The organism is Duganella radicis, from assembly GCF_009720825.1.
GTDB classification, from domain to species: Bacteria; Pseudomonadota; Gammaproteobacteria; order Burkholderiales; family Burkholderiaceae_D; genus Rugamonas; species Rugamonas radicis.
In genome coordinates, this window is sequence record NZ_WNKY01000011.1 from 101,188 (window position 1) to 116,719 (window position 15,532).

Here is a 15,532-nt window from a genome sequence, read left to right on the forward strand (position 1 = left end):
CAGCTAGTTCACTAGCTGCTTTTTTTATGACCACACCACAGCGCATCGTCAAAATACGGCGCGATTACAACACCTGGGTCGCCAACGAAACCATCGAGGATTACGCGCTGCGCTACACGCCGCGCGCGTTCCGCCGCTGGTCGGTGTTCCGCGTATCGAACACGGCGTTCGGGGCGATTTCCTTCCTGGTGCTGGAAGCCATCGGCGGCACCATCACCGTCAACTACGGCTTCATCAACGCGCTGTGGGCCATCATGGCGGTGGGACTGATCATCTTCCTCACCGGCCTGCCGATCAGCTACTACGCCGCGCGCTACGGCGTCGACATGGATCTGCTGACGCGCGGCGCCGGCTTCGGCTACATCGGCTCGACCATCTCGTCGTTCGTGTACGCCTCGTTCACCTTCATTCTGTTTGCGCTGGAAGCGGCCATCATGGCCTATGCGCTGGAGCTGTATTTCGGCCTGCCGCTATGGCTGGGCTACATGGTGAGCGCCCTGATCGTGGTGCCGCTGGTGACGCACGGCGTGACGCTGATCTCGCGCATCCAGATGGTGACGCAGCCGGTCTGGCTGGTGCTGATGGCCCTGCCCTTCATCGCGATTTTCATCAAGCGCCCGGAACTGCCGGCGCAGCTGCTGGACTACGCCGGCAAGGACGGCAGCCACGGCCACTTCAACGTGCTGATGTTCGGCGCGGCGACGGCGGTGGGCGTGGCCCTGATCACGCAGATCGGCGAGCAGGTCGACTTCCTGCGCTTCATGCCGCAGCGGACGCGCGCCAATCGCCTGCGCTGGCACTTCGGCGTGCTGGCCGCCGGTCCCGGATGGATTTTGCTTGGCATCGCCAAGATGCTGGGTGGCGCGCTGCTGGCGTGGCTGGCCATCAGCAGTGCCATGCCGCTGGCGCAGGCGGTGAATCCGACCCATATGTACCTGGCCGGTTTCGGCCTGGTGTTCGGCCATCCGCAGATGGCGCTGGCGGCGACCGCGCTGCTGGTGGTGGTGTCGCAGGTGAAGATCAACATGACCAACGCCTACGCCGGCTCGCTGGCGTGGTCCAACTTCTTCGCGCGCCTGACCCACAGCCATCCGGGCCGCGTGGTGTGGGCCGTGTTCAACGCGCTGATCGCGGTGCTGCTGATGGAACTCGATGTGTTTCAGGCGCTGGATCAGGTGCTGGGCCTGTACTCCAACATCGCCATCTCCTGGATTACGGCGGTGGTGGCGGACCTCGTGATCAACAAGCCGCTGGGCCTGAGCCCCAAGGGCATCGAGTTCCGCCGCGCCTACCTGTACGACATCAACCCGGTCGGCGTGGGCGCCATGCTGCTGGCGTCCGCGCTATCGGTGGCCGCGTTCATGGGCATGTTCGGCGCGCAGGCGCAGGCCTTCTCCGCCTTCATCGCGCTGGCGACGGCGCTGGTGGCCTCGCCGCTGATCGCGCTGGCGACGCGCGGGCGCTACTACATCGCCCGCCCGGCCGCCGCGGTCCACAGCAAGACCTGCGTCATCTGCGAGAAGGAATACGAGTCGGAAGACATGGCGCACTGCCCGGCCTACCAGGGCTCGATCTGTTCCCTGTGCTGCTGCCTCGACGCCCGCTGCAACGACACCTGCAAGCCGCACGCGCGCGTGGCCGTGCAATGGCAGGAAGCCATGCGCGCGATCCTGCCGCAATCGCTGTGGCGCTACCTGAGCGGCGGGCTGGGACACTACCTGTTGCTGATGATCGTCACCGTGCTGTCGCTGGGCGCGCTGCTTGGGCTGATCTACTACCACGAGCAATCGGTGCTGCCGGATGCGGCGCTGCTGCCGCAGCTGCAACTGGTGTTCTTCAAAATCTTCGCGGCGCTGCTGCTGTTGAGCGGCATCGTCGCGTGGTGGCTGGTGCTGACCAGCGAAAGCCGGCGCGTGGCACAGGAAGAATCCAATCGCCAGACCGGCCTGCTGACGCGCGAGATCGAACTGCACCAGCAAACCGACGCCCAGCTCCAGCAGGCCAAGCAGGCCGCCGACCTGGCGAATCAGGCCAAGAGCCGCTATATCGCCGGCATCAGCCACGAGATCCGGACACCGCTGAATTCCATCCTCGGCTACGCGCAGCTGCTGGATAACGACCCGGCGATTCCCGCGCATCGCCAGCAGGCCGTGCGCGTGATCCGCAACAGCGGCGAGCATTTGCTGTCGCTGATCGAAGGCACGCTCGATATCGCCCGCATCGAAAGCGGCAAGCTGCACTTCGACATGAAGGAGCTGGACTTCCCCGACTTCATCGGCCAGGTGGTGCGCATGTTCGAACTCCAGGCGGCCAACAAGGGCCTCAGCTTCCGCTACGAACTGACCGGCGCCCTGCCCCATTGCGTGCGCGCGGACCGCAAGCGGCTGGGGCAAATCCTGATCAACATCCTGGGCAACGCGGTCAAGTTCACCAGCCATGGCGGCATCGTCATGCGCTTGCAGTACGCGCGCGAGATGGCGTCGTTCGAGATCGAGGACACCGGTCCCGGTATCTTGCAGGAAGAGATAGACCACATCTTCGAACCCTTCTCGCGCGGCAGCGCCAGCGCGCACGCCAACGCCAGCGGCACCGGCCTTGGCCTGCCGATCGCGCGCATGCTGACGCAACTGATGGGCGGCGAACTCAAAGTCCGCAGCACACCGCGCGGCAGCGTGTTTCAGGTGCGGCTGTTCCTGCCCAGCGTGCACGCGCGCGATGGGCGTGGTGGCGGCGGCGCGGCAGGCGCCGCACACGCGGGCGGGCGCCGCGGCGAAGCGCCGCCGCAACGCACCGGCTATCGCGGCCCGCGCCGCCGCATCCTGGTGGTCGACAACGAGCGTGTGGACCGCGAGCTGCTGCTCAACATCCTGTCGCCGCTGGGCTTTGAAGTGGCGCAGGCCGAATCCGGCCTTGAGTGCCTGGACCTCTACGCCACCTTCAAGCCGGACCTGATCCTGATGGACCTCGCCATGCCCGGCATGGACGGCTGGGAAGCCAGCTACATCCTGCGCCGCCGCGAAATGTCGGTGACGCCGATCGCCATCGTCTCCGCCAACGCATTCGACAAAGGCATGGAAAACCCGGCCGCCATCCGCGCCGAAGACTTCTTCATCAAGCCGGTGAACGTGAACGAGCTGCTGGACTGGATAGGCGCGCGCCTGTCGCTGGAATGGATCGCCCAGGCCACGCCGCCCGCGCCAGCCGCCGCCGCGCCGCCGGCCATGGTGTTCCCGCCGGACGACATCATGGATGCGCTGCGCGAACTGATACGCGTCGGTTACGTGCGCGGCATCCAGAAAAAGCTGGACGAGATCGAACCGCACTACCCGCAATTCAGCCACACCATGCGCAACTTTGCCGCCCGCTTCCAGTTGGACGCGATGGCCGACTTTGTGAAAGATAACAATGAACTTCAACAGTGAATCCAGCATTGTGCTGGTGGTGGACGACGTGCCGGAAAACCTCGCCGTGCTGCACGACGCGCTCGACGAATCCGGCTACACCGTGCTGGTGGCGAACAATGGCGAGGCGGCGCTGATCCGCGCCGCCGAAGCGCAGCCGCACATCATCCTGCTGGACGCCATCATGCCCGGCATGGACGGCTTTGACACCTGCCGCCATCTGAAAGCCAACCTCGCCACACGCCACATCCCGGTGGTCTTCATGACCGGCCTGACCGAAGCCGAACACGTGGTGGCGGCCTTCGACGCCGGCGGCAACGACTACGTCACCAAGCCGCTGCGCACCAGCGAAGTGCTGGCCCGCATCGCCTCGCACATGCAAACCGCGCGCCTGATGGACCAGGCCCGCACCGCGCTCGACGCCTTCGGCAACGCCGTCATCGCCATGACGCCACGCGACGGCAAAATCGTCTGGCAAACGCCATTGGCACGCACGCTGATGCAAGGCTACGCGGCCGACGCCGAACTGCCTTCGTGGTTGCAAGCGACGCAGGAAGCGCACGGCAAGGGCCAGTCGCATCCGCCACTGACGCTGGTGCGCGGCGCCCGCCGGCTGATCTTCTCTGCGGCGGAATTCAGCGAGAACGAACAATGGATGATCGTGCTGCGCGAGGAATCGGACGCCGCCCAGATCGAAAAGCTGATGGCCTCCTTCAAACTGACGCAGCGCGAATCCGAGGTGCTGAACTGGGTCATCAAGGGCAAGACCAACCGCGACATCGGCGACATCCTCGGCACCAGCCCGCGCACCGTCAACAAGCACCTGGAACACGTGTTCGTGAAGTTGGGCGTGGAGACGCGCACCTCGGCAGCCTCCGTCGCGTTGGCCAAAATGGAGCGTTCCTGAGCGATTTGTCATACACTGGGTCATATGGCAAATATGACCAAAGAAGATGAACTGAAACGCTCGAAGCTGCTGGCACTGTCGCTGCTGGCCGGCGCCTGCGCGGTTTTTCTGGCCACCTCCTTCATGCAGCGCGGCTTCTGGACCGACGGCCTGCGCGCCGTGTCGGAGGCTGCCATGGTCGGCGCGCTGGCCGACTGGTTTGCCGTGGTGGCGCTGTTCCGCAAAGTGCCGATACCGTTCGTCTCGCGCCACACCGCCATCATCCCGAACAATAAGGACCGCATCGCCGACAACCTGGCCGGCTTCGTGGAAGAGAAATTCCTCAAGCCGGAATCGCTGGCCGCCGTCATCCTGAAAACCGATCCCGCCACCAACGTGGCCGAATGGCTGAAGGAGCCGGCCAACCGCGCCTACCTCGCCACGCATCTGGCCAAACTGGTCCCCGAAATTCTTGCCACCGCCGATGACGCCCGCATCCAGCAACTGTTGAAAGACGCGCTGCACGCCGCCATCGGCAAACTGGATATGGCGCCGTCGCTGGGCACCGTGATCGCCAGCCTGACGCGCGAAGGCCGCCATCAGGAACTGCTGGACGACGGCATGCGCGCACTGATCGGCATCCTGAACCGCCCCACCACGCGCCAGTTGATGGCCGAACTGATTACCTCCTGGCTCAAGCGCGAACACGCGGCCATGGAACTGGTGCTGCCGACCGAATGGATCAGCGAAAACGGCGCCGTGATGATCGCCAATACGCTCAACAACATCATGGAAAACGTCGCCGCCGACAAAGACCACAAACTGCGCGTGCGCTTCGACGACATGGTGCAGCGCTTCGTGGTGCGGCTGCAAACCGATCCCGCCTTCATCGCCAAGGGCGAGGACTTCAAGCGCTACCTGCGCGACAGCGCAACCTTCAACCGCTACACGCAAGACATATGGACCAGCGTGCGCGACTGGATACGCGCCGACATCGCAGCCGAAGACTCTCGCCTGAATGCAGGCGTGATGCAAGCCGGCGCGTGGCTGAGCGAGGAACTGCTGTCCCACCCCGACATGCGCGCCTCCCTCAACCAGCATCTGGCCGGCATGGCCCGCACACTGGCGCCAGCCTTCTCCAGCTTCCTGACGCGCCACATCAGCGACACCGTCAAAGCCTGGGACAACAAAGACATGTCGCGCCAGATCGAACTCAATATCGGCAAGGACCTGCAATTCATCCGCGTCAACGGCACGCTGGTGGGGGCCATGATAGGCCTGCTGTTGTATCTGCTCAGCACTGCGGTCAGCCTGCTGTAATGCGGATGGCGGCTGCCAGGCACCAGGCTTGCAGCGTGGTGTAGTGCCATATCAGCGTGCAGTTGTCCAGCGTGGCGCGGTTCACGGCAGTTAGCCGGCCGCACCAGGAGCGCATCCACAGGTAGGCCGCGAGTATCGCCAGCAGCACCGCATGCAGGCCTTGATAGGACAGCATCACCGCCACCGACGCCGCCCAGGCCGTGCTGGCGGGATCAAGGCGGGTCGCGATCCAGCTACCGATATCCAGCGCCACGCCCGCCAGCATGCAGCACAGTGCCAGCAGGAAGGCCAGCCGCTGCCGCCCATGCGCCGCTTGCCGCCGCGCCCATGCCATCAGCAGTGATCCCGCCAGCAGCAGGCCGCAGGCCGACCAGCTCCACCCGGCCGCCGGCAAGGCCGCACCGGGCGGCGGACAAATGTCCAGCCGCATCGCGGTGTGAATATGCGTAAAAACGAAGGAGGCAAACACGGTGCCGTCCACCACCAGCATGATGACGGTCGCCCACAGCGAATGCGAGGCCAGTCCGGTGGCGCCGACTAGCAGCGTCACGCCGTCCGCCACCTGCGCGCTGCGCATTTCGGGCAGTCCCGGCAGGCTGTCCGATTGCCACATCCATGCCAGCACGGAAGCGATCGCGATCATCCCGCATACCCAGGCGATCACTGTCAGCTGCACCGTCAGCAGCAGGAAGAAGCCTGCCGTGCCCAATGCGGCCGCCAGTGGCCACCAACTGTCGCCGGGCAGCACTTGCAGATACAGCGGCCTGGCCCGCACCGGGCTGGTGACGATGGTCTCGCGCCGGCCGGTGGCGGTGCCGGGCAGCCAGTGCGCACCGGCATGCACCTCTTCCACCAGGCGCGGATTGTCCCACAGCGGTTCCAGCGACCGCACGTCGGGAATGCTACGCGTCGCATGGTCCTCGGCCGGTATCCATTCCAGCGTGCCGGCCTGCCACGGATTGCCATGATCGCGCTGCGGCCTGCGCAGCGTGCGCGCGGCGTCGCAGATGAACAGCAGCACGCCAAGCGCGAATATCAGCGCGCCAATGCTGGACGCCAGATTAAACGCATTCCAGCCCATCTCCGGCGCGTAGGTGTAGACGCGGCGCGGCATGCCGAGCAAGCCGCTGATGTGCATCGGGAAAAAGGCCAGGTTCATGCCGATGAACATCAGGCCAAACACCCAGCGCGCCAGCGCTTCCGAGAGCCGGTGCCCATTCACCAGCGGCAGCCAGTAATACAGGGCGCCGAACATGGGAAATACCAGTCCGCCAATCAGCACATAATGCAGGTGGGCGACGATGAAATAGCTGTCATGTGCCTGCCAGTCGAACGGCAGCACGGCCACCATCACGCCGGTCAGTCCACCCAGCACGAAGATGAACAGGAAGCCCAGCACGAACAGCGTCGGCGCGTTGAGGCGCGCCCGGCCGCGCCACAAGGTCGCTATCCAGGCGAACACTTGCAGCGCGGTCGGTATCGCCACGATCATGCTGGCGGCCGACACCAGCGTGGACGACCACAGGCTGAGGCCCGCGGTGAACATGTGGTGCGCCCACAGGGCAAAGCTGATGACGCCCACCGCGCCCAGTGCGATCACCACGGCACGGTAACCGACCAGCCGCGCGCCGACCAGCGCCGGCAGCATCATCGATACCATGCCGGCCGCCGGCAGGAAGATGATGTAGACCTCGGGGTGGCCGAAGAACCAGAACAGGTGCTGCCACAAGACTGGATCACCGCCGCGCGCCGGAATGAAGAACGGCCAGTCGTAGGCCCTTTCCAGCTCCAGCAGCGTGGTGCCGGCGATAATGGCCGGGAAGGCGAATACGATCATCAACGCGATCACCAGCATGGCCCACGCGTACACCGGCATCCGGCTCAGCGTCATGCCCGGCGCGCGCGTGAACAGGATGCCGACGATCAGTTCAATCGCGCCGGCAATCGCGGAGATTTCGATAAAGCCTATGCCCAGCAGCCAGAAGTCGGCGTTGATGCCAGGCGAATGCTCCTTGCCGGTCAACGGCGGATACATGAACCAACCGCCGTCTGGCGCCAGTCCGGCGAATATGCTGAGGAAGAAGCCGATCCCGCCGGCCGCATAGGCCCAGTAGGCATAGGCGGACAGACGCGGGAACGGCAAGTCGCGCGCGCCGAGCATGGCCGGCAGCAGGAACACGGAGATGGCTTCCACGATGGGTATCGCGAACAGGAACATCATCACCGTGCCGTGCATGGTGAACACCTGGTTGTAGACGCCTGCGCTGAGGAAGCCGTTGTCCGGCACGGCCAGCTGCACGCGGATCAGCAGGCCAAGTATGCCGGCCAATACAAAGAACAGCAGCGCCGTGCCGATGTACAGCAGGCCGATGGTGGAATTGTTGACGGTGGTGAGAAAGCGCCATCCGCGCGGCGTGCGCCAGACGCGGGCCAGTTCTTCCAGTTCGCCGTCCGGGCGTGGCAGGGAGCTGGGTGTGGTCATTTCAATTGCTCCAGATAAGCCGCCAGCGCATGCAGGTCCGCGCGTGAAAGGTCGGCGCTGGCCGGCATGCGCACGCCGGGCTTGATGGCGTGCGGATCGGCGATCCATGCCTCCAGCGCGCCACGCTCATTGCGCCGCGCGCCGGCGGCGAGATACAGGCGGCTGCCCACATGCGTCAGGTCCGGTCCCAACCCGCCTTGCACACCGGCGCTTCCACGGATGGTGTGACAGGCGGCGCAACGCTGTTGCTCGAACACCCGCCGGCCCGTCGCGGCCAGGCTGTCCGACGCAGGCGGCGGGCTGGCCGGCCTGGCTTGCAGCGCCAGCCAGGCCGCGAATTCCGGCCCGCTCTGCGCCACAACGTGCAACGCCATCTGCGCATGCTGCTGGCCGCAATACTCCGCGCATTGCGCCCGATACACGCCGGCGCGATCGGCCTGTAGGGTCATGCCATGCAAGCGGCCCGGCACCATGTCCACCTTGCCCGCCAGCGCCGGCACCCAGAAGCTGTGGATCACGTCCGCGCTGCTCAAGCCCAGGTACACCGGCTGTCCCACCGGAATCCGTACCTCGTTGGCCAACACGATATCCGGCCCCCCTGCCGGATCGGTGTAACGCACCTCCCACCACCACATCCGTGCCACCACCGCGATCTTCACCGCATGCCGCGACGATGGCATGCTCAGTTGCGCGCCGCGCAGGGTCGAAAACGCCAGCAGCGCGGACAGCACCAGCACTGGCAAGGCAATGCCGCCGCCCCACAGCCACCAGCGCGCATGCACCACGCGCCGGCCACGCAACCCCATCACGCACAACACCATCACCCCGGCAAAAATCAGCACCGCGCCGCCGGCCATCACCCACGCCAGTTGCGCGATCGTTTCCGCGTCCGGCCCGGCGGGGTGCAGCACCGATTGCTGATGGTCCGTCATGGCAGCGCGTACAGATAAGCCGCGATGTCGCGCGCATCTTGCGCCGACACGCCCATCGCCGGCATCGCGGTGCCGGGCCTCATGGCCGGCGGATCGACCAGCCAGCGCTCCAGCGTTTCCGGCGTATTCGGCAGGTTGCCGGCGATGTAGCTGCGCCGGCCAAAGCTGTCTAGCGGCGGCCCGGCCTGGCCGCGCGCCGACGCCACACCGGCGATCTGGTGGCACGATCCGCACTGGTACTGCGCCAGCAACGATTGTCCGCGCTGCGCGTCACCGCCCGCCACGCGCGCAGGCGCAGGGCCGCCGCTGTCGCACGCGACCAGCCATGCCAACGGTAGGAGGAAAAGGATGCGCACGATTGGAACCCGCCTTAGCCTGTGGTCTCGATATACTATAAGAATCACAATATGATTGTCGCTTCAATAGGACGCAGGTGATGACCACTTCCCGCCGCAGACTCGTTGCCATCACGGCCGCCGCCACATTGGCGGGGCTGGCGACGCTTGGCGCGGCGGGCGGCGTGCTGGTGTTGTATGGCGGCTTTTACAACGTCGCCTCCACGCGCTCCCATTTCCAGTGGGTTCACAGCCTGCTGGAACTCGGCATGCAGCGATCGGTGCGCCACCATGCACGCGACATCGTGCCGCCGCCGGCCAATCCGCAACTGGCCGCGCGCGGCGCCGGCCTGTATCGCGACAACTGCGTGACCTGCCACGGCGCCCCCGGGGTGGCGCAAAGCGATATCGGCCAAAGCATGCAGCCCGTGCCCGGCCCGCTGGCCGACGCCGCGCGCCGCTGGCATCCCAACGAACTGTATTGGATCACCCGCCACGGCATCAAAATGAGCGGCATGCCGGCCTGGGAATACCATCTGTCGGACGACGATATCTGGGCAGTGGTGGCCTTCCTCGCAGCGCTGCCCGCCCTGTCGCCGCAAGCCTATGCCGCCCTGCTGGAACAAGCCGGCCACCCGCAGCGCGGCGCCAGGCCAGCGCACGCGCAAGCCGACGCCCGGCGCGGCCATCTGGCGCTAAGCCAGTACGCCTGCAACGCCTGCCACCGCATTCCCGGCGTGACCGGTCCCGACACCCTGGTCGGGCCGCCGCTGCGCGATCTGTCCAAACGCCAGTACATCGCCGGCGGCCTGCCCAACAACGCGGACAATCTTGCGCAATGGGTGCGCGATCCGCAACGCATACGCCCGCACAGCGCCATGCCGGCGATGGGGGTGACCGAGTCCGACGCGCGCGACATCGCCGCCTACCTGCTGCAACCATAGGAGAACACCGCCATGCCGCCCGCTACTCCACCGCCCGGCAGTGAACGCAGCTTCCTGCACCGCGTGGTGCTGGCCTACGGCATCGGCATGCTGTTCATTCTGGTGCTGGCCGCGCTATGGTATGGCGCGGAAGTGCTGTTGCTGCTGTTCGCCTGCGCGCTGTTTGCCATCCTGCTGTATGAGCTAAGCCGCCGCATGGCCAGGCGCCTGCCGATGCGGCGCGGTGTCGCCCTGGCCATCGTCGCCGTGGTGCTGGCGGCATTGATGGGCGGCGGCGGCTGGGCGCTGGCGCCGCAGATCGCCGAGCAGGCGGCGGAACTGGGCTCGGTGGTGCCGGACGCCATCGAACGCCTGCGCGCGGCGGTGGCGCAAAACCCCTTCCTGCACAGCATCCTGTCCGACCTGCCCAGCGCCGAACAGATACGCAAGCAGCTGACCGCCATGGTGCCCAACGCCGGGCTGGTATTCAGTGGCGTGTTCGGGGCACTGGGCAACGCCGTCATCATCCTGTGCGTGGGCCTCTACTTCGCCGCCCAGCCCACGCTGTACATCGAGGGTTTCATCAAGCTGATTCCACAACCGCGCCGCGCACGCGCGCGTGAAGTGCTGGACGCCATCGGCGACACGCTGGCGCGCTGGCTGGTCGGCAAAGCGGTATCGATGATTGTGGTGGGCGTGGCCACCGCCGCCGGACTGTGGGCACTGGACGTGCCGCTGGCCATGGTGCTGGGATTGATCGCAGGCTTGCTCGACTTCATCCCCTACATTGGTCCCTTGATGGCGGGGGTTCCGGCGGTGCTGATCGCGTTTTCGCACAGCCCTGAGCTGGGTCTGTACACAATGCTGCTGTTCCTCGCCATCCAGCTGGCCGAAGGCTATCTGCTGTCGCCGCTGATCGAGGCGCGCAGCGTATCGCTGCCGCCAGCGCTGACCATCGCCATGCAGATGCTGTTCGGCGCCCTGTTTGGTCTGGCCGGCATCGCGCTGGCGACGCCGCTGGCGGCGGTGCTGTCTGTGCTGACCGCCATGCTCTACGTCGAAGACGTGCTTGGCGACGCGCCGCCTAAACCGCCAGATGGCGCTTGACCTCCGGATCGTTCATTGACGCCTGCTGACCGGACGCCACCACTTCGCCGCGCGACAGCACGATGAACTGGTCGGCCAGTTCGTGGGCGAAGTCGAAGTATTGTTCGCACAGCAGGATGGCCATGTCGCCGCGCTGGCGCAGCAGGCGGATGACGTTGCCGATGTCCTTGATGATGGAGGGCTGGATGCCTTCGGTCGGTTCATCAAGAATAATCAGCTTGGGCTCCGCCAGCAGTGCGCGCGCGATCGCCAGCTGTTGCTGCTGGCCGCCGGACAGGTCGCCGCCACGCCGGTGCAGCATCTCTTTCAGCACCGGGAACAGTTCGTACACTTCGCCCTTGATGGTGGAGGCCTTCTTGCCGCTATGTGTGGCAAGGCCCATCAGCAGATTCTCTTCCACCGTCAAGCGGGCGAAGATTTCGCGTCCCTGCGGCACGTAGGCGATGCCGGCCCGCGCACGCTGGTGCGGCGGCAGCCTGGTGATGTCGCGCCCTTCCAGTTTGACGCTGCCCGCAGATACCGGCAGTACACCCATCAGGCATTTCAGCAGCGTGGTCTTGCCGACGCCATTGCGGCCCAGCAGCGCCATGCACTTGCCCTTCTCCAGTTCCATCGACACACCGCGCAGGGTGTGGGCGGCACCGTAGTATTGGTTGATTTTTTCTACTTGCAGCATATGCTTAGCGTCCCAGATAAACTTCAATCACCCGATCATCGGCCTGCACTTCGTCCATGCGGCCTTGCGCCAGCACCGAGCCTTCATGCAGCACCGTCACCACGCCCTGTTGCGCGATCTCGGCGACGAAGCCCATGTCGTGCTCCACCACCATGATGGAATGCTTGCCGCGCAATTCGTTCAGCAGCTCCGCCGTGCGCGCCGTTTCAGCGTCCGACATGCCGGCCACCGGTTCGTCCAGCAGAATCAGCTGCGGCTCCTGCATCAACAGCATGCCGATCTCCAGCCACTGCTTCTGGCCGTGCGACAGCAGACCGGCCAGACGCTGCTCGCTGCCGTTCAGGCGTATCAGTTTGAGGATCTCGTCGATCTTGCCGCGCTGTTCGGACGACAGGCGCGCGAACAATGTCGGCCGCACGCGCTTGTCCATCTTCATCGCCAGTTCGAGATTTTCAAACACCGTGTGCTGTTCGAACACCGTCGGCCGCTGGAACTTGCGGCCGATGCCGGCGTGGGCGATTTCATGCTCACTCATGCGGCTCAGGTCCATGGTCTGGCCGAAGAAGGCCGTGCCGGAGGTCGGCCGCGTCTTACCGGTGATGACGTCCATCATGGTGGTCTTGCCGGCGCCATTCGGGCCGATAATGCAGCGCAGCTCACCGACCGAGATATCGAGACTCAGCTTGTTCAGGGCGCGGAAGCCGTCGAACACCACGCTGATCTCTTCCAGGTACAGAATGGCGCCGTGGGTGGTGTCCAGCCCTTGCAGCGCAATTCGCCCGTCGTTCATTGAACTCATGCCTGCTCCTTGCGTACCAGTCCTGCGAGGCCGCGCGGCAGGTAGCGCGTCACCAGGATGAAGATTAAACCGAGGGCGAACAGCCACAGGTTGGGGAAGGCGCCGGTGAACCAGCTTTTCAGCCCATTCACCGAGAATGCGCCAATCACAGGCCCCAGCAGCGTGCCGCGGCCGCCCACCGCCGCCCAGATCACCATTTCAATCGAATTGGCCGGCGACATTTCGGACGGATTGATGATGCCCACCTGCGGCACATACAGTGCGCCCGCAATCCCGCACAGCACCGCCGACAGCGTCCACACAAAGAGCTTGAACCACAGCGGGTTGTAACCGATGAACATCAGGCGCGACTCCGAATCGCGCACCGCTTGCAGCACGCGTCCCAGCTTGGACTTGACGATCCAGCGGCACAGCAGCAGTGCGCCCACCAGCACGGCCAGCGTCACCAGATACAGCGTGGCCTTGGTACCTGGCGCACTGATTGGGAAACCCAGAATCCGCTTGAAGTCGGTGAAGCCGTTATTGCCGCCAAAGCCGGTGTTATTCCGGAAGAACAGCAGCATGAAGGCGTACGTCATGGCTTGCGTGATGATGGAGAAGTACACGCCCTTGATGCGCGAGCGGAAGGCGAAGAAGCCAAACACAAAGGCCAGCACGCCCGGCACCAGCACCACCAGCGCCAACGCCACCCAGAAGCTGTCGGTGCCGCTCCAGTACCATGGGTAGGCCTTCCAGTCGAGGAACACCATGAAGTCCGGCAGGTCGCTCTGGTACACGCCTTCGCGGCCGATGGAGCGCATCAGGTACATGCCGTGCGCGTAAGCGCCCAGCGCGAAGAACACGCCGTGGCCCAGCGACAGGATGCCGGCGTAGCCCCACACCATATCGAGCGCCAGCGCGGCCAGCGCGTAGCACATGAATTTGCCGATCAGGCTCACCATGTAGCTCGGCACGTGCAGCGGATGGCCGTCGGCAAAGAAGAGATTCAGCAGCGGCAGCGCCGCCAGCAGCACGGTGGCGGCAACGATGCCAGTCCACGCGCGGCGCGAAAACAGGGATGGATGATTCATTCTGCGCTCCTGCCTTTCATGGCGAACAGGCCTTGCGGACGTTTCTGGATAAAGATGATGATGAAGATCAGGATGGCGATCTTGGCCAGTACCGCGCCCGCCACCGGTTCCAGGAATTTGTTCGCCTCGCCGAGTCCCAACGCGGCAATCACGGTGCCCGCCAGTTGGCCGACGCCGCCCAGCACCACCACCATGAACGAATCGACGATGTAGCCCTGGCCGAGGTCCGGTCCCACGTTACCCAACTGCGACAGCGCCACGCCGCCCAGGCCGGCGATGCCGGAACCGAGGCCGAAGGTCATCATGTCGATTTTGGCGCTGGAGACGCCCACGCAGCCAGCCATGCGGCGGTTCTGCATCACGGCGCGCACGAACAGGCCGAGACGGGTTTTGTTCAGGATCAGCCACACGCCCGCCACCACCAGCAACGCGAAAACGATGATGACGATGCGGTTGTAGGCCAGCACCAGCGAGCCAAGCACGGTCACGCCACCGGACATCCACGACGGATTGGCGACTTCCACGTTCTGCGCGCCGAAGATGGTGCGCACGGCTTGCATCAGAATCAGGCTGATGCCCCAGGTGGCCAGCAGGGTTTCCAGCGGGCGGCCGTAGAGCCAGCGGATCACGGTGCGCTCCAGCGCGATGCCGACGGCGGCGGTGACCACAAAGGCTGCCGGCAGCGCGGCGGCCAGATACCAGTCCAGCGCATCCGGTGCCCAACGGCGGAAGGCAAGCTGGCACAGATAGGTGGTGTAGGCGCCGATCATCAGCAGTTCGCCGTGCGCCATGTTGATGATGCCCATCAGGCCAAAGGTGATGGCCAGGCCCAGCGCCGCCAGCAGCAGCACGCTGGCCAGCGAGATGCCGTAGAAGACATTGCCGATGAATTCCGTGCGCGCGAGGCGGCTGTCCAGCGCTTGCAACGTTTGCGTGGCGGCGATGCGCACGCTCGGGTCGGCGTCGCCGGACACCATGGCTTGCAGCGTCGGACGCAGACTGGCGTTGCTGCTGCCAGCCAGCGCTTCCACCGCGCCACGGCGCTTGGCGGCGTCCGGCGATTGCAGGTTGGCGGTGGCGGCGACGAGGCGCAACAGGTCGCGTACTTCGGCGTCGGTCTCCTTGCCAAGCGCTTTTTCGATCAACGGCGCTTGCGACAGCGTGGCGGATTTCTGCAATTCGATGGCCGCCGCCAGGCGCTGGGAACGTTCGGGCGAGAACATCTTCAGCGCGGACAGCGCCTCTTCGATGGCGCCGCGCAGACGGTTGTTGATCATCACGCCGTCCAGGCCTTCCGGCAGCGGGCCGGTGGCGCCGGTGGCGGCGTCGGTGGCCTTGTCGTCGGCAACGATGTATAGCTTGCCTTCGGGCGTGGCGTAGACATCGCCGTTTTGCAGCGCGGTCAGCAGGCGCGTGGCATCGTCGGTGGCGAGTGCGCCGATGTTGGCGATGGCCGCAACGCGCGCGTCCGGGTCATCGCCAGCCAGGGGCGCCAGCACGGCGGGATCGATCGCCGCACGCGCAACGCCTGCGAACAGCAGGCATGCAAGGAGCAGGAGTTTTTTCAAGATGCGGATTCCTTAGGTGAAGCTGCCCCGCGC

General features: G+C 65.2%; 12 protein-coding genes. 5 read left to right on the forward strand and 7 right to left on the reverse strand.

Features of this window, described 5'->3' with window-relative positions; translation table 11 throughout:
* The first annotated feature begins 26 nt into the window (after window positions 1-26).
* From GM676_RS12635 to GM676_RS12645, 3 genes are read left to right on the forward strand one after another with little or no spacing between them, the layout of a single operon-like run.
* Window positions 27-3,422 carry a hybrid sensor histidine kinase/response regulator gene (locus tag GM676_RS12635; protein ID WP_155463922.1) on the forward strand — a complete coding sequence of 1,132 codons (3,396 nt, stop codon included), beginning with the start codon at window positions 27-29 and terminating at the stop codon, window positions 3,420-3,422.
* On the forward strand, window positions 3,406-4,308 hold the full coding sequence (locus GM676_RS12640; RefSeq protein ID WP_155463923.1) for a response regulator: 903 nt from the start codon (window positions 3,406-3,408) through the stop codon (window positions 4,306-4,308). The genes GM676_RS12635 and GM676_RS12640 overlap by 17 nt, the downstream gene beginning before the upstream one ends.
* Window positions 4,309-4,341: 33 nt before the next feature.
* The gene (locus tag GM676_RS12645; protein ID WP_371866218.1) at window positions 4,342-5,607 is read left to right on the forward strand and encodes a DUF445 domain-containing protein; all 1,266 of its coding nucleotides are present in this window, start codon (window positions 4,342-4,344) and stop codon (window positions 5,605-5,607) included.
* On the opposite strand, the gene ctaD is transcribed toward GM676_RS12645, so the two are convergent.
* The 3 genes from ctaD to GM676_RS12660 are packed head-to-tail and all read right to left on the reverse strand — an operon-like array spanning window position 5,594 to window position 9,377.
* Window positions 5,594-8,089 (reverse strand): cytochrome c oxidase subunit I, encoded by a 2,496-nt coding sequence (gene ctaD / locus GM676_RS12650; protein ID WP_155463925.1) that lies wholly within the window; start codon window positions 8,087-8,089, stop codon window positions 5,594-5,596. The two genes, GM676_RS12645 and ctaD, sit on opposite strands and share 14 nt — an antisense overlap.
* On the reverse strand, window positions 8,086-9,021 hold the full coding sequence (locus tag GM676_RS12655; protein ID WP_155463926.1) for a cytochrome c oxidase subunit II: 936 nt from the start codon (window positions 9,019-9,021) through the stop codon (window positions 8,086-8,088). The genes ctaD and GM676_RS12655 overlap by 4 nt, the downstream gene beginning before the upstream one ends.
* A complete protein-coding gene (locus GM676_RS12660; protein ID WP_371866219.1) occupies window positions 9,018-9,377 on the reverse strand; it encodes a c-type cytochrome in 360 nt (119 codons plus the stop codon). The genes GM676_RS12655 and GM676_RS12660 overlap by 4 nt, the downstream gene beginning before the upstream one ends.
* Window positions 9,378-9,457: 80 nt before the next feature.
* Here GM676_RS12660 and GM676_RS12665 point away from each other — a divergent pair, with 80 nt between their 5' ends.
* A complete protein-coding gene (locus tag GM676_RS12665; RefSeq protein ID WP_155463927.1) occupies window positions 9,458-10,300 on the forward strand; it encodes a c-type cytochrome in 843 nt (280 codons plus the stop codon).
* Between the two features lie 12 nt (window positions 10,301-10,312).
* Entirely contained in the window at window positions 10,313-11,386 is a 1,074-nt protein-coding gene (locus tag GM676_RS12670; RefSeq protein WP_155463928.1) for an AI-2E family transporter, read from the forward strand.
* Here GM676_RS12670 and urtE read toward each other — a convergent pair.
* The 4 genes from urtE to urtB are packed head-to-tail and all read right to left on the reverse strand — an operon-like array spanning window position 11,364 to window position 15,499.
* Complete coding sequence (gene urtE / locus GM676_RS12675) at window positions 11,364-12,062, reverse strand: urea ABC transporter ATP-binding subunit UrtE (RefSeq protein WP_155463929.1); 699 nt, start codon at window positions 12,060-12,062, stop codon at window positions 11,364-11,366. The two genes, GM676_RS12670 and urtE, sit on opposite strands and share 23 nt — an antisense overlap.
* Before the next feature lie 4 nt (window positions 12,063-12,066).
* Window positions 12,067-12,861, reverse strand: coding sequence for an urea ABC transporter ATP-binding protein UrtD (urtD, locus tag GM676_RS12680; protein WP_155463930.1), 795 nt, complete (start codon window positions 12,859-12,861; stop codon window positions 12,067-12,069).
* Window positions 12,858-13,931 (reverse strand): urea ABC transporter permease subunit UrtC, encoded by a 1,074-nt coding sequence (urtC, locus tag GM676_RS12685; RefSeq protein ID WP_155463931.1) that lies wholly within the window; start codon window positions 13,929-13,931, stop codon window positions 12,858-12,860. The genes urtD and urtC overlap by 4 nt, the downstream gene beginning before the upstream one ends.
* A complete protein-coding gene (gene urtB / locus GM676_RS12690; RefSeq protein ID WP_155463932.1) occupies window positions 13,928-15,499 on the reverse strand; it encodes an urea ABC transporter permease subunit UrtB in 1,572 nt (523 codons plus the stop codon). Before urtB ends, urtC begins: the two co-directional genes overlap by 4 nt.
* Window positions 15,500-15,532 lie beyond the last annotated feature (33 nt).